Origin of the sequence: Campylobacter sp. 107 (genome assembly GCF_002383835.1) — a bacterium.
Classification (GTDB): domain Bacteria; phylum Campylobacterota; class Campylobacteria; order Campylobacterales; family Campylobacteraceae; genus Campylobacter_D; species Campylobacter_D jejuni.
This window is the reverse complement of sequence record NZ_NXBA01000049.1, coordinates 56,121-73,399: the sequence shown is the minus strand read 5'-3', so window position 1 is coordinate 73,399 and position 17,279 is coordinate 56,121. Positions and strand designations below refer to the sequence as shown.

Genomic DNA, 17,279 nt, shown 5'->3' with positions numbered 1-17,279 from the left:
AATTGAAAGTACTTAATTTTTTTTATGAAAACCATCCTAAATTTGAAGTAAGTTATGAAAGAAAAAATCAAATTTCAAAACCAAATATTATCATAAAAGGCCCACGATTTTGTGGTAAAAAAACACTTATTTTTAATTTTTTATCTCAATTTAAAGCAAGTGAAATTTTGTTTTTAGATTTATATGATACACGCTTTGAAAAACAAAGTTTAGAAAGACTTGCTGATTTTTTGAATGAAAATTTACAAATTAAAATTCTTTGCCTTTATAATTTGGATTTTATCCCTAATTTAGAAAAAATTAAAATTCCCATCATCTTAAGTACAAATATAAAAGATTTAAATATAAATGGGTTTGAAGAACTTGAACTTGATTATTTTGATTTTGAAGAATTTATTAGTGTAAGTAAGAAAAATTTACCTATAAATAATTTAGTAGGTCTTTTTTTGCAAAGTGGACGCAGTAAATTTGGAGAAAAAAACATACTTCTAAGACAAAGCTTTACTCTTTTAGAATTAGAAATTTTAAAGTATTTAGCTTTAAATTTGGGTCAGCAAATCAGTATTTCTAAGATATTTATAGAACTTAAAAAAAGATTAAAAACTTCAAAAGATAGTGTTTATCAAGCTATAAAAAAATTAGAAAATACTTATGTGATCTATACTTTAAAACATGATGAAAAAAAACTTCAAAAGATTTATTTTAAAGATTTTGGCCTAAGAAATAATCTTTGTATTTCAAAGGATTTTTCGCATTTATTTGAAAATTTAGTTTTAAGCGAGTTGTTTAAATTTAAAGAAGATTTTTTTTATAACAAATACTTTAACTTTTATAGCCAAATATCTAAAATTGCTTATATTTCAAGTCCAACTTTAGATATTGATTTGATTAAATTACGTGCTAAGAAAATTTTACCAAAGGCTTTAGAACTTGGAATTTTTCATGTGATTTTTATCACTCTTTCAAGCGAGGATAGTTTTTTTGAGCAAGGGGTTAAATTTGAAGTCATATCTTTTGATAAATTTTCACTTGGATTTTAGGCGTTGTTTGAGTTTGTATCGTATTTTTCAAGGTTGTATCTTTTGATGATTTTTGTAATAAGATTGATATAATATCCCTTACGTTCAGAATAAGAATCTAAAGTTTTAATAGCCTCTAGCCCTGTTATCTCTTTGCCTTCGCTTGCAAATTTAGCTCTTGCATCGCGAAACTTTTCATAAGCAAAATGACGATTTAAATTTAAAACATAAGAGTAAACACTATCTTGCAGACTATCAAAAATCTTAATTTTATGTTTTTTATCTGGATGTCTTAAATCAGGAATTAAACCTTTCTCACCCCAAGTCCATTCTCCAAAAAGATTATTTGCTTCTCTTGCGAAGCGACTTGTACCTGTAGCACTTTCAACTAAAGCTTGGGCTATACCCATGGATTTTGGAATTTTTTGAATACGTTTTTTATATTCTGCAAAATCATAAAGATTTTCAATGCGATATTTGTTTTTTATCGTGATAAGTTTTTCAAGATTTGTTTGACTTGAAGTCCTAAAGCCTGTTTTGTAAGCATCTTTAAAAAAGGCTTCAATAAAAGCTCTTTCTTGTTCAATTTTTTTAAAGCTTTGATCAAACATTTCATTCATTTTTATAAAAAAAATTTGTCTTTTTTGATCTATATCAAGTTTGTAATATTCCTCTCCAAAGCCATTTTTTAGATCATCAGCAAAAAGTGGGATTAGAAAAAGACTAAGAAAAATTATAATTGGCTTCAAAACAATACTTTACCTTTCCTTCAAAAAACAATTCTTCATTTTTATATGTAAACCCAACCTCTTCACCACTTTTAGGAGTTATTTTAACTTTATTTTGTACTTTTTTATTTAAAAATGCCAGATAAAAACAAGCCCCCATTCCTGTGCCACAAGCTAAGGTTTCATCTTCAACTCCGCGTTCATAGGTACGAACTTTTAAATGATTTTCATCTAAAATTTTTACAAAATTAACATTGGCATTATATTTTTGTCTCATTTTTTGACAAAGTATTGTATCAAATTCATCTAAATTTTGACAAAAATGCACTAGATGTGGAACTCCAGTGTCGCAAAGTTGCCAAGTTTTTCCTAATTCTTCAAAAGTATTTTGCACGCTTTTTATTTTGCCTAAAGATACTTCAACTTTATCTTGATTTACCTTTGCTTTTATTATTCCTGCACCGGTTAAAAAACTCATGTTAGGATTTATTTTGTTAATATGATGTGCAAAATGTGCCGCAGCCCTTGAGCCATTGCCACACATAGCAGCCCTTGAGCCATCGTTATTATAAAATTCCCATTCAAAGTCGTATTTTTCATGAGGCAATATCACGATAAAGCCATCCCCACCTATGCCCTCATAACGATTGCAAAGTTCTTTAGCTAAAGCACTTCTATCTTCTTTTCTATCAGCATTTGTTATGACAAAATCATTCCCACTTGCACAATATTTATAAAATTTCACATTTTTCCTTTAGAAATTTCTTGTATTACTTTAACACATTCTTGCCTAAAATCGACATAGGAATTAGTATTTTTAATGATAAAATCTGCTTTTTTAAGTTTTTCTTCAATATCTATTTGAGAATTAAGTCTCACTTTTGCAGCTTCTAGGCTGAGCTTATCTCTTTGCATGATTCTTTTAAGGCTTAATTCTTTAGGTGTGTAAATTACAATGACTTTGCCTAAATTTTCATAAGCACCGCTTTCAAAAAAAAGAGGAATTTCTACAAAAAAAGCTTTATTTTCTTTATCTAGAATTTGCATTTGTTCTAAAATTTTAGCTCGAATTTTAGGATGAGTGAAATTTTCTAAGGTTTTTTTAGCTTCTTTGTTGTTAAAAACAATTTCTCCAAGGATTTTTCTATCGATTTTCTTTTCTTTTGTGAGTAAATTTTTTAAGTTAAAGGGAGAAAAAATCTTTTCAAGTTCTAAAGCATTTTCATCTAAAATTTTATGAGCAATTTTATCTGCGCTAATGCTTTTAAAGCCTAAAGAATTCGCTATTTCTATAAAAGTGCTTTTACCACAAGCAATTGAAGCGGTTACAAAAAAAGCATTTTTCATCTTATGCCTTATTAAAACTTTTTTCGTTAAAATACCTTTTTAGTTCTTAAAGGAAAATAAATGAAAATTTCATATGAAGATGCAGGCGTAAGTATAGATAATGGAAATGCCTTTGTAGAGGCTATAAAACCTTTGGTTAAAGAAACTTTTAATGATAATGTTGTAGGTGGAATTGGTTCTTTTGCTGGTGCTTTTAGAATGCCAAGTGGTTTTAAAAAGCCTGTGATTTTAGGTGCAACAGATGGTGTTGGTACCAAGCTTCGCTTGGCAATTGATGCTAAAAAATATGATACTATAGGGCAAGATTTAGTAGCAATGTGTGTGAATGATTTGATTTGTAATTTTGCTACGCCTTTGTTTTTCCTAGATTATTATGCTACAGCCAAGCTCGAAGTAGAAGTAGCAAAGGCTGTTGTATCAGGCATTGCCAAGGGATGTAAGATGGCAAATTGTGCATTAATCGGCGGAGAAACTGCTGAAATGCCTGGAATGTATGCAAAAGATGATTTTGATCTTGCGGGTTTTGCAGTGGGTATGGCTGAAGAAGATGAGATCGATAGAAGTAAATTTGTTAAAAATGGTGATATTTTATTGGCACTTCCTAGTTCAGGACTTCATTCAAATGGTTATTCTTTAGCTAGAAAAGTACTTTTTGAAAGTTTAAAATTAAAATTTGATGACAAGATAGGGGATAAAAATTTAATTGATATTTTATTAGAGCCTACAAGGATTTATGTGCGTGATTTTCTTACATTAAAGCCTTATATTAGTGCTCTAGCTCATATTACAGGGGGTGGTTTAGTAGAAAATTTACCACGCGTTTTGCCTCGTGGTATGGGTGCAACTATACGCAAACATCATCTTAAAACTCCTGAAATTTTTTATACTATAGGACAGGCTGTAGAAGAAAGCGAAATGTATAGAAGCTTTAACATGGGAGTGGGTTTAGTAATGGTTGTAGATCCTTCTAATGTAAGTAAGGTTTTAGAAAATTCAGATGCCTTTATTATCGGCGAAATTTGCATTAATGAAGGTATTGTTTTAGAGTGAAAACAAATTATTATGATTATTTATGTGCTAAAATGTATGTAATTTTGCCCATAAAAGCCCATAAAGACAAACTAAAATTTTATCTTTCTTATGTAAATAAGAAAGATAAAATTTTTAGAGTTAATGTGTGGAAATGGGCGGTTTTGATAAAAATTGCCAAAGATGATAAAACGAAATATTTTTGTTCGAATGTATTAAATAAAGGATAAAAATGCACAATTTAAATGAAGCTTTGTTTCAAAAAAAGATAAAAGAAATTCGCTTAAAAGCAATAGCGAGTATTATTTGTGGGTTTTTAGGTATCATTCCTTATCTTGGAGTTTTATTTGTTCTTGCGAGTTGGATTTTATTTTTTATTGTGCTTTATGATTTAAAAATCTATGGCGGTGCTAAAAATTTGTTTAAGAATTTCCTTATTAGTGTAGGGATTGGATTTTTTGGTATTCTTGTTAATACAAGTATTTTATTTGCAATGCTAAAGCCTAGAACTGGCATTTTTGGTGGGCTTTATTTTAATCAAGATAATATTTTTATGGCTATTGCTATATTTTTAGTATTACATTTTGCTATTTTGGCTTTGATTTTTCCTTTTTTTAAAGCTTTTTCTTATGAAATCGCTAGAGTAACAAAGCAAAAGTATTTTATTTATGCTTTTAATACTTGTTTTTTAGGGCTTCTTACTTTGATTATCGGCATAGGCTTGGTGTTTTTGCTAGCAAGTTTGGTTTTTTGGATTTTAGCGTGGGTCAAATTTAAAGAATTTGATGAGCAAGAACTTTCAAATTTAGAAGAAAGATTAGCAAAAGTACAAAAAAAGGTTTTTGATTTTGATTTAAAATGGATTAAAATCACAATGGCTTCATTTATAATTTTAAACTTGCTCGTTTTAACATTTTCGTTTATATCAGAAATTATTAGATTTGAAGATTTTAGGTTTTACTACACAAAAAAAACTTTATTTTACACAGCCATAATCCTAGCTTTGCTTAGTGTGTTTTTGTTTTGTAAAAAGATAAAAAATTACAAACTTTTTATTTATTTTTTTATATGGCAAGGTTTAAGTGTTTTTGGTAGTCATCTTCTTTTTATTCCTGATTTTATGGTAGATCAACGACCAGAAATTGTATATGGAAGTTTAAACATAATATTAAGTCTATGCTATATTATTTTTGCTTTTTTATTTTTTAAAATTTTGATTCAAATTACAAAGGAAAAACTTTTTTATCTTATTTTTGCATTTTATGTTTGCATAGAAATTTTGATAATATTAATTTTCTTTATTTTTATGATGGTTGATAACTATTATATATTTACAAAAAGTCCTATAAAGATGCTCATAGATAATTATAAATTACTTTTTCAAGTTGTTTATTTCGTTTCATTTTTAATTGTTTGGCTTATGCTTAAAGGACAAAAAAATGTAAAAATATGTTAGAATGATGAAAAAATACTATTTTACGTAGATGTTTATTAGGATATATTCGTATGTCTTAAAGCTCTTTATGGGGTGTTAAGTAATTATAATATTTAAAAATTAAAAAATATATAGTTTATCCACATTTTATAGTTTAACTTCTAAAAATTTGATCATCTCTTTTTTCATTTTTTAGAGCTAGAAAACATATGAGTGAAATTGCTTTAAAGTTAGTTAGAGCAGTTGATACTAAATATTTTGATAAGAAATTTAAATAGATTGATTTTACTTAAATTAAAGACTTTTTGCCTCGTGATACAAAATTAAGTGATGAATTTTTAGTTAAATTGATATTAAATATGAAAAAATTATAAATATTAATACTTTTTCAAATTAATAGTAAATATAGAGGGTTTGATTTTTTCACAAAAGATTTGGATAGAACTTGCAAAAAACTTTCTTCAATATTTATACTTTTAAATTTTGATGCAAATCCTATTCAATATAGCATTGGCAAAATAAACTAAAAAGCTTAAAATAGCTATACTCAAAAGAATTCCAAACCATGCAAAATTTCCTGTTCCAAGATTTGAAACCGCGTTAGTAAGGATATTAACTCCACCAAGTGCTTTAATGCCTTTAGCGCATACTCCAGCGGCGATGATTATGCTTACGACTGAGATAAAAATTTCAGCCATAGTCTTTTAAAATCACCATCATATCTTCGCCTAATTTTCTAGCATTTCTGTGTCTTGCAAATTCAACAAGAAAAACTAAAGAAATTCTTACAAAATTTGCTATCACAACATCGAGCTTGATAGTAAAAAAATACGCTATAAATAAAAATATAACAGGTAACCAAGGAAAGAGTATGTAAAAAGTAGGACATTTAGGATCAATGATTTGCGGAATTTCAACTTCATCATTTAAAACACCTTTTTCTTTATCTCTTTTATCAATCCAAGCAAAATAAAAAGGAATCAAGATGGCAATAATTACAACATAGGTAATCACACTATAAATTTGGTAATTTAAAAAAAGCCCTACGACATTATCACTTTGTCCTACCATATCTGCCATATTGATTGAATTTCCATCTTTTGGATCATAATCAAGTGCAATTAAAGAAAGCGCACATACGGCTGTAATAGGACGGATTTTAAGTGAGATTAAAACAGGATAAATACATGCTAACAAAAGCAAAAGCAATCCAGCATAGCTAGAAATGACGATTTTTAAAGCCATTCCAACAACAAAAGTTCCACTTAAAATCAAGTATTTATTTTTGATTTTTCCTAAGGGTTTATTTGCTAAAAAAGCAAGTTTTGCTGAAGCATTAATATGTTTCATATAAGCAGCAAAACCTGCCACACTCATGATAATAAGTCCTACTCCAGAAAGCTGACTTTTAAAAGTCGCTGTGATAAAAGCATAACTATCAAGTAAAACATTTAAAAGCTTGTATACTCTCTGCTTGGAGCTTTTGGTATAGGTGTTCCTGTGATATAAAAAGCAAAAATAAGCAAGATAATATTTGAAAGAAAAATACAAAAATGGGATCGTATTTTTTTGAGTATATCATAAAAATTAGCATAGGGTCTCTTGAATTTACAATAAATTGGATTTTATCTAAATTTTTAAATAAAAAATATTTTTTATTTAAAAATTACTTGTTTTTTGTATTATAAAATTAACATATATAGTTTGGTTACTGAAAAGTTTATGTTTGTTTAAAAAATGATTTTTGTATTATAATTATACACAAATCATAAATATTAAAAAGGATCTAGTGTGGCAAGAATTTTGGCATTTGATATAGGAATAAGCTCTATTGGCTGGGCATTTAGTGAAAATGATGAGTTAAAAGATTGTGGAGTTAGGATTTTTACAAAGGCTGAAAATCCCAAAACAGGAGAATCCTTAGCCTTGCCAAGACGCCTTGCAAGAAGTGCTAGAAAACGCCTTGCTAGACGCAAAGCAAGGCTAAATCACTTAAAACATTTAATCGCAAATGAATTTAAGTTAAATTACGAAGATTATCAAAGCTTTGATGAAAGTTTAGCCAAGGCTTATAAAGGATCTTTAATTAGCCCTTATGAGTTAAGATTTAGAGCTTTAAACGAGCTTTTAAGTAAGCAAGATTTTGCAAGAGTGATTTTACATATTGCAAAAAGGCGTGGCTATGATGATATTAAAAATAGTGATGATAAAGAAAAAGGTGCGATTTTAAAAGCTATCAAGCAAAATGAAGAAAAACTAGCAAATTATCAAAGTGTGGGCGAGTATCTTTATAAAGAGTATTTTCAAAAATTCAAAGAAAATTCCAAAGAATTTACAAATGTTAGAAATAAAAAAGAAAGTTATGAACGCTGCATAGCGCAAAGTTTTTTAAAAGATGAATTAAAGCTTATTTTTAAAAAACAAAGAGAATTTGGCTTTTCTTTTTCAAAAAAATTTGAAGAAGAGGTGCTTAGTGTAGCATTTTATAAAAGGGCTTTAAAAGATTTTTCTCATTTGGTGGGAAATTGTAGTTTTTTTACCGATGAAAAAAGAGCGCCAAAAAATTCGCCCTTAGCTTTTATGTTTGTAGCACTTACAAGAATTATCAATCTTTTAAACAATCTTAAAAATACTGAAGGAATTTTATATACAAAAGATGATTTAAACACGCTTTTGAATGAAGTTTTAAAAAACGGCACTCTAACTTATAAACAAACAAAAAAGCTTTTGGGTTTAAGTGATGATTATGAATTTAAAGGAGAAAAAGGAATTTATTTTATTGAGTTTAAAAAATACAAAGAATTTATAAAATCCCTAGGTGATCATAGTTTAAGCCAAGATGATTTAAATGAAATAGCAAAAGATATTACCCTTATAAAAGATGAGATTAAGCTTAAAAAGGCTTTAGCAAAATATGATTTAAATCAAAATCAAATTGATAGTTTAAGCAAATTGGAATTTAAAGACCATTTAAATATAAGTTTTAAAGCCTTAAAACTTATCACTCCTTTAATGCTTGAAGGTAAAAAATACGATGAAGCTTGTAATGAGCTTAATTTAAAAGTAGCAATCAATGAAGATAAAAAAGATTTTTTACCCGCATTTAATGAAACTTATTATAAAGATGAGGTAACTAATCCTGTGGTTTTAAGGGCGATTAAAGAATACAGAAAGGTCTTAAATGCTTTACTTAAAAAATACGGCAAAGTGCATAAAATAAACATTGAATTAGCAAGAGAAGTAGGTAAAAATTATAGCCAAAGAGCTAAAATAGAAAAAGAGCAAAATGAAAACTACAAGGCCAAAAAAGACGCCGAACTTGAATGTGAAAAACTAGGCTTAAAAATAAATAGTAAAAATATTTTAAAATTAAGATTATTTAAAGAACAAAAAGAATTTTGTGTTTATAGTGGGGAAAAGATTAAAATTAGTGATTTGCAAGATGAAAAAATGCTTGAAATTGACCATATTTACCCTTATTCTAGAAGTTTTGATGATTCTTATATGAATAAGGTTTTAGTTTTTACCAAGCAAAATCAAGAAAAGCTTAATAAAACCCCATTTGAAGCCTTTGGCAATGATAGTACAAAATGGCAGAAAATTGAAGTTTTGGCAAAAAATTTACCTGAAAAAAAGCAAAAAAGAATTTTAGATAAAAACTATAAAGACAAAGAGCAAAAAGACTTTAAAGATAGAAATCTAAACGATACTCGCTACATCGCAAGGCTTGTTTTAAACTATACTAAAGATTATTTAGATTTTTTACCTTTAAGCGATGATGAAAATACAAAGTTAAACGACACACAAAAAGGCTCAAAAGTGCATGTAGAAGCAAAAAGCGGTATGCTAACATCGGCTTTAAGACACACTTGGGGCTTTAGCACTAAGGATAGAAATAATCATCTTCATCACGCTATTGATGCAGTAATTATTGCTTATGCAAACAACTCTATCGTAAAGGCTTTTTCTGATTTTAAAAAAGAGCAAGAAAGCAACAGTGCAGAACTTTATGCAAAAAAAATTAGTGAATTAGATTATAAAAACAAAAGGAAGTTTTTTGAGCCTTTTAGTGGTTTTAGGCAAAAGGTTTTAGATAAAATTGATGAAATTTTTGTCTCAAAACCTGAGAGAAAAAAGCCAAGCGGAGCCTTACACGAAGAAACATTTAGAAAAGAAGAAGAATTCTATCAATCATACGGCGGAAAAGAAGGAGTTTTAAAAGCCCTAGAGCTTGGTAAAATCCGCAAAGTAAATGGTAAAACTGTTAAAAATGGCGATATGTTTAGAGTGGATATTTTTAAACACAAAAAGACAAATAAATTTTATGCTGTGCCAATTTATACTATGGATTTTGCTTTAAAAGTATTACCAAATAAAGCTGTAACACGAAGTAAAAAAGGTGAGATAAAAGACTGGATTTTAATGGATGAAAATTATGAGTTTTGCTTTTCTTTATACAAAGATAGTTTGATTTTAATTCAAACTAAAGATATGCAAGAGCCAGAACTTGTTTATTTTAATGCTTTGACAAGCTCTACTGTTAGTTTGATTGTTTCAAAACACGATAATAAATTTGAAACGCTAAGCAAAAATCAAAAAATATTGTTTAAAAATGCAAATGAAAAAGAAGTAATCGCAAAAAGCATAGGAATTCAAAATCTAAAAGTATTTGAAAAATACATAGTTTCAGCACTTGGAGAAGTGACAAAGGCTGAGTTTAGACAAAGAGAAGATTTTAAAAAATGAGTTACGATGAAGCTTTTAAAACACTGCTTATTAGCTCTAATGCCAAGCTAAATTTAGAGTTAAATCATCTTGTGATTAAGCAAGATGAAAATATAGCCAAATTGTTTTTAAAAGATATAAATATCATCATTTTAGAAAGCTTACAAGCAAGCCTTAGTTCCGCACTTTTTAACGCTTTTGCAAAGCATAAAATCATCTTGCTAACCTGCGATGAAACTCATAGTATAAATGGTATTTTTGCTCCTTTTTTAGGGCATTTTCAAAGTGCAAAAATCGCAAAAGAACAAATAAATGTAAGTGCTCAAAAAAAGGCTATTTTATGGCAAAAAATCATTAAAAATAAAATCCTAAATCAAGCCTTTGTTTTGAAAAAACACAATAAAATAGAGCAAAGCAATGAGCTTATAAATTTGGCTAAAAAAGTAAGTCTAAATGATAGTAAAAATATCGAAGCTGTTGCAGCGGCGCTTTATTTTAAAACTTTGTTTGGGACTTCTTTTTCAAGAGATGAGCTTTGCTTTGAAAATTCTGCTTTAAATTATGGCTATGCAATCATTAGGGCTTGTATTATTAGAGCAGTTTGTATAAGTGGGCTTTTGCCTTGGCTTGGCATTAAGCACGATAATATTTATAATTCTTTTGCGCTTTGTGATGATTTGATAGAAGTGTTTAGGGCTAGTGTTGATGATTGTGTTTTAAAGCTTAAGGGTGAAAGTGAGTTTTTAAGCAAAGATGACAAAAGAGCGTTGATTGGCAATTTACAAAGCAAAATCAATTTTGATGGGCAAAATTATCCTTTAAACAGAGCGATAAATCATTATGTGGCGAATTTTAAAAATGCTTTATTGTATGAAGATGAACTAAAGATAGTGAAATTTGATGATTGAAGATAAATTTATGCGCGTGCTTTTGATGTTTGATGTACCTACTAAAAGTAAAAAAGAGCAAAAACTAGCAAGTAAATTTAGAAACAATCTTATAAAATTAGGTTATTTTATGCTGCAATTTAGCGTTTATATGCGTATTTGCAAGGGTTTAAGTTCTGCAAAAAGTTCTATTGAAAATGTAAAAAAGATTTTGCCACCTTATGGAAATGTAAGGGCTTTAATCATCACTGAAAAGCAATTTGATAAAATGGAGCTTTTGCTTGGTGGCATAGTTTTTAATGAAAAAGTTAATAACGAAACCAATTTAACACTTTTTGATATAGATAGTCATGGAGAATTTAAATACAAAAATTCAAATAATGAAGAAATACAACTAAACAAAAAACAAGAAAAATATCATCAGCAAAATTTATTTGAATTTTAAAAGCGGTTTTAAGGGATTGTAACCCCGCAGAGTCCCGCAAACTCTTTATTTTAGTCCCTTTTTAAATTTCTTATGAGATTATAGCATAATTTTTGCTATTTTTCATCAAAAAACCCCTAAATTTTCATTATCTGGTAAATATCTATTTTACCATAAAGAAATTTAAAAAGGGACTAAAACGCACCAGTGGCACTTACCTTAACTTCTGCTATTTTACCATAAAGAAATTTAAAAAGGGACTAAAACTAATGCTTTGATTATAAAAATTACATAAAGATTTTACCATAAAGAAATTTAAAAAGGGACTAAAACTAATTGAGAGTTAAAATCGGCGTATCCTTGATTTTACCATAAAGAAATTTAAAAAGGGACTAAAACTGGTTGCTTCGTTCAATCAAAAACAGGTGCATTTTACCATAAAGAAATTGAAAAAGGGACTAAAACCCTAGTGGATTGAAACTCTGCTAGGGCTAATTACTCCACTAAAAGGAGGTTGCAAATTTGAAACTTATTGAAATTTAGGGTTGATTAAAATCGAAATAAAATTATTTAAATAATTTTAAGGCATAAAGATAATATCCACTAAGCTTTCATTTTCTAACATTTCACATTCTTTTGGTACCACCATAAGGGCAGCTTTATTGTTAAGATTGTTTATAATCGCACTAGAGCCTTCTTTCTTACCTTCAAGATTGGCTAAAATGCGTCCATTTTTAAACTCTATATTGCAAGCGACAAATTCTAAATAAGGTGTTTTTTTCTTGTAACTTCCTTGTAAAAAGGCTTTGCAAATATAGTCTTTAGGTTGAAGTAACCAAGAGTTTAAAATCTCTCTTGCGTAAAGATTAAACATTACCATAGCCGAGTAAGGAAAACCTGGTAAGGCGATGATGAATTTTTCATTAGCCTTAGCTATTTTGATATGTCTGCCTGGTTTTATGTCGGCTTTATCGATGATGATTTCATATTCTTTGACGGCTTTTTTTAAAAAGTCAAAATCTCCCATAGAAACTCCGCCCGTTGTAATCAAAATATCACAACTTTGCAAAGCACTTTCAAGGGTAGAAAAAGTGGCTTTTTCATCATCTTTTAAAAGAGGAAAAACCCTTGTATCGCAATTTAAATTTTTAGCTAAATTAGCTATGGCGATATGATTTGAAGAGCGGATTTGAGCGGGATTTTCTAAGGCTTCTCCTAGATCTTTGATCTCGCTTCCACTACTTAAAACCCCTACAATAGGCTTTATAAACACACTAATGTGAAAAAATCCAAGTTCAGCCAAAAGAGCTATCTCACTATAATTTAACCTTGTGCCTTTTTTGAGTAAAATTTCATCTTTTTTATAGTTTTCTCCTACCGCACGCACAGCAAAAGCTTGGGGAACTTTTTTTTCTATAAAAAGAGTATCATTTTCTACGCGTACATTTTCAACAGGGACTAAAGTATCGCTTCCTTCGCTCATGAGTGAGCCTGTAAAGGTTTTTACACATGTGCCATTTTGTACGCTAAATTGTGGCATAGTGCCCGCAGGTGTGAGGCCTAAAATTTTTAAAGGCTTGTCTTGATCTTCAAATTTGATCGCATAACCATCCATAGCCGAGGTTGGAAATTCAGGCTGATTTTTAGGGGCTTTTATATCTTGAGCTAAAATGCGTCCTAAACACTCTGTAAGAGCTATTTTTTCAATCTTTTCATAGGTTTTGATATGAGAATGTAAAATTTTTAAACTTTCTTCATAAGACATTAGCATCTTTATTCCTTCATACTGATATAAATTTGAGTCTTGTTTGTTGTATAAAATTCAAAATCTGTGTCAAATTTTCTTTGGAGACTTGAATTTTTAAAAAATTCATTGATATTTTGCCAAAGTTTTGGGGCAATGATTTCAGGTTTTCCAAAACCTTCAAAAAGCATGTATTTGCCACCTTTTATACAGATTTTTTCGCCTTTTTCGTGAGGATTTTTCACGCCCACACAAATTTTATACTCTAGCTTGTGAGTGTTTTTATAATCATAATACACGCTATAAATTTCATCGGGCGCACCAAAGATGCTATGAAATTTTTTCCACAAAGGAAAAATCAAAGAACTATTTAAATCGCTCTCAAGTTCCTCATCAGTTTTAACGCTTACTCCATAAATGCTAAATTCTTCTATTTCTTGTATCATTTTAAAAGTCCTGCACCGCAAAGTTTGGTTGATCTTTCTTTGGCATAAATTCTTTCTTTGTTTATCACATCATACTTCCAAATGGGCGCACTTGCTTTAAAATCTTCAACAAATTCATTAAGAAGTTTAAGTCCTAATTTTCTTTGTTTGCTTAAAATTCCTGCAAAATACGAGCTTTCATGTATCGCTACATCGCCTATAGAGTGAGCAAAAAGCAAGCTAATACCATCAAAATCTACTCTTTTTTGCCACTCATCAAACCATTTTTTTAAAAGCGGTTCATAAATATCAAAACTAAGTGCCTCAATACCTCCTTCTTCACGCACAATACCACAAAAAGTCAGTAAAGCACCGCAGTTTTTATCCTTGGAAAATTCATACCATTGGCTATAAATTTTAGGAATATCTAAAGAGCCTTGATAAAGTGTAAAATGTTCCATTTAACCCCCACAAACTGGCGGTAAAAGTGCTATTTTATCACCATCTTTTAACTTGGTGTTTTCATCAAAAATGATTTCATCATTTAAAGATACAGCACAAAGTTCTAGCCATTCTTTTAAACTCTCATCTTTTTGCAAAATTTCTTTTAATTCTTTTAAATTTTTTACTTCAAGTTCTAAATTTTCTTTATTTATAGGGCCTAAAAATTCCACTTTTACCATTTTATTCCTTTACTTCTAAATTTCCCATCATTCCTAAATCTTCATGTTCTAAAATATGGCAATGATACATTCTAAGTCCTTTAAAATCTTGTTTCATTCTAAGTCTTAACTCTTCATTAGGACGCACATTTATAGTATCTCTGAAGGCTCTAAATTCGGCTTTTTGAACTTTGCCATTGAGTTTTGATGAGATGAGTTCAAATTGCGTGCCGTGTATGTGGAAAGGATGATCCATGTGAGATTTATTTATCACTATCCAGTCTTCAACTACTCCAAGCTTGGAGCTTAAATCAATGCGTTTTAAATCATAGCTTTTGCCATTGATTAAAAACATAGACGCAAGAGCGATTTTTAATTCGCTTTCACTTTTTCCCATCATACCATGCATTTGCATATGATCTTCACTCATGATTATTTCTTTAAATTCCTTAGGCTCTTCTAAAGGTTTGAAAATTTTTAAATTTTTTGGAAGTTCTAATTTTTCTTTTTTTAGGCTAATACTAGCTAAAAATAGGGTATTAGGTTCTTCTTTTACCATCATTTTATCCCTATCATAATAAGCACTTTCTAGTCTAAATTCCCCATCTTTTGGAGCATCGATTAAAACTTCTACGCGAGAAGCAGGACTTAAGAAAAGTTCTTCTTTATAAATAGCTTTTTCTATAAGTCCGCCATCAGTACCAACAAGTATAAATTTAGCCCCTTGTATGCGTAAATTTAAATATCTTGCCGCAGTAGCATTATAAATGCGTATGCGTTCGTTTGTGGCGAGTTTGATTTTAGGTTTAAATTGTCCATTGATGAGTACAAATTCTCCTTCTCTACCATTAAGCCAATCATTTAGGTTGTTGTTTGGAATTTGAGCGTTTTCATCAAGACGCAAATCGCTAATCATCAAATCTCTTTCTTTTAAATGACTTAAAGCATCTTTTTTCGCTTTGATCACAAAAGCCCCCGCCAAACCCATAAAGACTTGTTTAGAAGTGGTATAATGAGGATGCGGATGATACCAGTAAGTTCCTGCGCTATCTTGAGGAATTTCAAAACGATATATTCTTTCTTCCCCTGCTAAGATAGGATCATGTGGGCTTCCATCTTGATCAGGTGGTACAGGAACGCCATGCCAATGTATAGTTGTAGCTTCTTTGAGTTTATTTTTGACTAAAATTTCAAGTTTATCTCCTTCAAAAACTTCTATTTTTGGAGCAGGTACTAGGCCGTTGTAAGTATAAAATAAGGTTTTTTTACCTTTGATAAGTTCTATATGATTTTCTTTGATTTCTAGGGTAGCACGAAAAATATTTTTTTCTTTACTTTCATTTTTGAGCAAAGGTAAGGCTTTTAAAATTTCTCCTTGGGGGAATTGTTTTGGATCTAAAAGTTTTAAATTTTTTGGAGCAAAGTTTATAAAAGAAGTATCTAAGTCATGATTTATAGAATGATTTTTATGCATGGAGTGCATATCGTGCATAGGATTTGCATAGGCTACACCCATACTTGCTAGAGTAAGTGCATTAAATTTTAAAAAATTTCTTCTATTCATTAGTTTTTCCTTTTGCTTGATTTTTTGTATTATAGTCATTATTTTTTTAGTTTTAGTAAATATTTATTTTGAAAATTTGGTTTAATTTTGTTATGATTTTAGCAATTTAATCAAGGAAAAATAATGTTTTATGAAAATATTCAAACCCCAGCTTATATTTTAGAAGAAGATAAATTAAGAAAAAATTGCGAGCTTTTAGCAAGTGTTGGCGAAAAAAGTGGTGCTAAAGTGCTTTTAGCTTTAAAAGGTTTTGCTTTTTCAGGAGCGATGAAAATTGTTGGAGAATACTTAAAAGGTTGTACTTGTAGCGGACTTTGGGAAGCAAAATTTGCTAAAGAATACATGGATAAAGAAATTCATACTTATTCGCCTGCTTTTAAAGAAGATGAAATCGATGAAATAGCCAGCTTATCTCATCATATAGTGTTTAACTCTTTAGCTCAATTTCATAAATTTCAAGCTAAAACACAAAAAAATTCCTTAGGTCTTCGTTGTAATGTTGAATTTTCTCTAGCCCCAAAAGAACTTTACAATCCTTGTGGAAGATACTCAAGACTTGGAATTCGTGCTAAAGATTTTGAAAATGTGGATTTAAGTACCATAGAAGGACTTCATTTTCACGCACTTTGTGAAGAAAGTGCTGATGCTTTAGAAGCTGTTTTAAAGGTTTTTGAAGAGAAATTTGGCAAATGGATAGGGCAAATGAAATGGGTGAATTTTGGAGGAGGACATCACATCACCAAAAAAGGCTATGATGTTGAAAAGCTTATTGCTTTGTGTAAAAATTTCAGTGATAAATATAGCGTGCAAGTTTATCTTGAACCAGGTGAAGCGGTAGGTTGGCAAACAGGAAATTTAGTGGCTAGTGTAGTAGATATCATAGAAAATGAAAAGCAAATTGCTATTTTAGACACTTCAAGCGAAGCGCATATGCCAGATACTATTATCATGCCTTATACAAGTGAAGTTTTAAATGCTAGAATTTTAGCCACAAGAGAAAATGAAAAAATTTCAGACTTAAAAGAAAGCGAATTTTCCTATTTGCTTACTGGAAATACTTGTTTAGCAGGTGATGTAATGGGAGAATACGCCTTTGATAAAAAGCTTAAAATCGGCGATAAAATTGTTTTTTTAGATCAAATTCATTACACCATTGTGAAAAACACAACTTTTAATGGCATAAGACTTCCAAATCTCATGCTTTTAAATGCAAAAAATGAACTTCAAATGATAAGAGAATTTTCTTATAAGGATTATTCTTTAAGAAATTAGTATTATTTATAATTTGCA

At 29.5% G+C, this 17,279-nt stretch carries 15 protein-coding genes, 1 pseudogene and 1 CRISPR repeat array; of the genes and pseudogenes, 7 read left to right on the top strand and 9 right to left on the bottom strand.

Annotated features, from left to right (window positions below; translation table 11 throughout):
• The first annotated feature begins 2 nt into the window (after window positions 1-2).
• Window positions 3-1,040, top strand: a complete 1,038-nt coding sequence (locus tag BGS40_RS06755) for a DUF4143 domain-containing protein (RefSeq protein WP_002860683.1) — start codon at window positions 3-5, stop codon at window positions 1,038-1,040.
• On the opposite strand, the gene BGS40_RS06750 is transcribed toward BGS40_RS06755, so the two are convergent.
• From BGS40_RS06750 to coaE, 3 genes are read right to left on the bottom strand one after another with little or no spacing between them, the layout of a single operon-like run.
• The gene (locus BGS40_RS06750) at window positions 1,037-1,768 is read right to left on the bottom strand and encodes a glucosaminidase domain-containing protein (protein ID WP_096738535.1); all 732 of its coding nucleotides are present in this window, start codon (window positions 1,766-1,768) and stop codon (window positions 1,037-1,039) included. The genes BGS40_RS06755 and BGS40_RS06750 overlap by 4 nt on opposite strands.
• On the bottom strand, window positions 1,743-2,492 hold the full coding sequence (gene dapF, locus BGS40_RS06745; protein WP_002867218.1) for a diaminopimelate epimerase: 750 nt from the start codon (window positions 2,490-2,492) through the stop codon (window positions 1,743-1,745). The genes BGS40_RS06750 and dapF overlap by 26 nt, the downstream gene beginning before the upstream one ends.
• Window positions 2,489-3,094 carry a dephospho-CoA kinase gene (coaE, locus tag BGS40_RS06740; RefSeq protein WP_052823203.1) on the bottom strand — a complete coding sequence of 202 codons (606 nt, stop codon included), beginning with the start codon at window positions 3,092-3,094 and terminating at the stop codon, window positions 2,489-2,491. The genes dapF and coaE overlap by 4 nt, the downstream gene beginning before the upstream one ends.
• Window positions 3,095-3,154: 60 nt before the next feature.
• Between coaE and purM the strand changes: the two genes are divergently transcribed.
• Both purM and BGS40_RS06725 read left to right on the top strand, forming a co-directional pair.
• Window positions 3,155-4,144 carry a phosphoribosylformylglycinamidine cyclo-ligase gene (purM, locus tag BGS40_RS06735; protein ID WP_002860687.1) on the top strand — a complete coding sequence of 330 codons (990 nt, stop codon included), beginning with the start codon at window positions 3,155-3,157 and terminating at the stop codon, window positions 4,142-4,144.
• A gap of 211 nt (window positions 4,145-4,355) precedes the next feature.
• Window positions 4,356-5,579 carry a hypothetical protein gene (locus BGS40_RS06725; protein ID WP_087692181.1) on the top strand — a complete coding sequence of 408 codons (1,224 nt, stop codon included), beginning with the start codon at window positions 4,356-4,358 and terminating at the stop codon, window positions 5,577-5,579.
• Between the two features lie 479 nt (window positions 5,580-6,058).
• Here BGS40_RS06725 and dcuC read toward each other — a convergent pair.
• Window positions 6,059-7,177: pseudogene (gene dcuC / locus BGS40_RS06715) on the bottom strand (C4-dicarboxylate transporter DcuC); the annotation flags it as partial.
• Between the two features lie 172 nt (window positions 7,178-7,349).
• Here dcuC and cas9 point away from each other — a divergent pair.
• The 3 genes from cas9 to cas2 are packed head-to-tail and all read left to right on the top strand — an operon-like array spanning window position 7,350 to window position 11,615.
• Window positions 7,350-10,304, top strand: coding sequence for a type II CRISPR RNA-guided endonuclease Cas9 (gene cas9 / locus BGS40_RS06710; RefSeq protein WP_096738533.1), 2,955 nt, complete (start codon window positions 7,350-7,352; stop codon window positions 10,302-10,304).
• Entirely contained in the window at window positions 10,301-11,191 is an 891-nt protein-coding gene (gene cas1 / locus BGS40_RS06705; RefSeq protein ID WP_096738532.1) for a type II CRISPR-associated endonuclease Cas1, read from the top strand. The genes cas9 and cas1 overlap by 4 nt, the downstream gene beginning before the upstream one ends.
• Window positions 11,184-11,615 carry a CRISPR-associated endonuclease Cas2 gene (gene cas2, locus BGS40_RS06700; RefSeq protein ID WP_002780988.1) on the top strand — a complete coding sequence of 144 codons (432 nt, stop codon included), beginning with the start codon at window positions 11,184-11,186 and terminating at the stop codon, window positions 11,613-11,615. Before cas1 ends, cas2 begins: the two co-directional genes overlap by 8 nt.
• A 143-nt stretch (window positions 11,616-11,758) precedes the next feature.
• Window positions 11,759-12,060: direct repeats of the CRISPR family, unit length 38 nt; unit sequence GATTTTACCATAAAGAAATTTAAAAAGGGACTAAAACT.
• 114 nt (window positions 12,061-12,174) lie between these two features.
• Here the strand turns inward: cas2 and BGS40_RS06695 are convergent.
• Genes BGS40_RS06695 through cueO form a run of 5 tightly spaced genes read right to left on the bottom strand, consistent with a single transcriptional unit; the run spans window position 12,175 to window position 15,989 of the window.
• Window positions 12,175-13,365, bottom strand: coding sequence for a molybdopterin molybdotransferase MoeA (locus BGS40_RS06695; protein WP_052782196.1), 1,191 nt, complete (start codon window positions 13,363-13,365; stop codon window positions 12,175-12,177).
• A 2-nt stretch (window positions 13,366-13,367) separates the two neighbouring features.
• Complete coding sequence (locus BGS40_RS06690; RefSeq protein ID WP_052784001.1) at window positions 13,368-13,784, bottom strand: GyrI-like domain-containing protein; 417 nt, start codon at window positions 13,782-13,784, stop codon at window positions 13,368-13,370.
• Entirely contained in the window at window positions 13,781-14,224 is a 444-nt protein-coding gene (locus BGS40_RS06685; RefSeq protein WP_044260308.1) for a molybdopterin synthase catalytic subunit, read from the bottom strand. The genes BGS40_RS06690 and BGS40_RS06685 overlap by 4 nt, the downstream gene beginning before the upstream one ends.
• Entirely contained in the window at window positions 14,225-14,446 is a 222-nt protein-coding gene (locus BGS40_RS06680) for a MoaD/ThiS family protein (protein ID WP_002779488.1), read from the bottom strand. It lies immediately after the preceding gene.
• Window position 14,447: 1 nt separating this feature from the next.
• Window positions 14,448-15,989, bottom strand: a complete 1,542-nt coding sequence (gene cueO / locus BGS40_RS06675) for a multicopper oxidase CueO (RefSeq protein ID WP_087704418.1) — start codon at window positions 15,987-15,989, stop codon at window positions 14,448-14,450.
• 123 nt (window positions 15,990-16,112) lie between these two features.
• Between cueO and nspC the strand changes: the two genes are divergently transcribed.
• Window positions 16,113-17,261 (top strand): carboxynorspermidine decarboxylase, encoded by a 1,149-nt coding sequence (gene nspC / locus BGS40_RS06670; protein ID WP_009883017.1) that lies wholly within the window; start codon window positions 16,113-16,115, stop codon window positions 17,259-17,261.
• The last annotated feature ends 18 nt before the right edge of the window (window positions 17,262-17,279 follow it).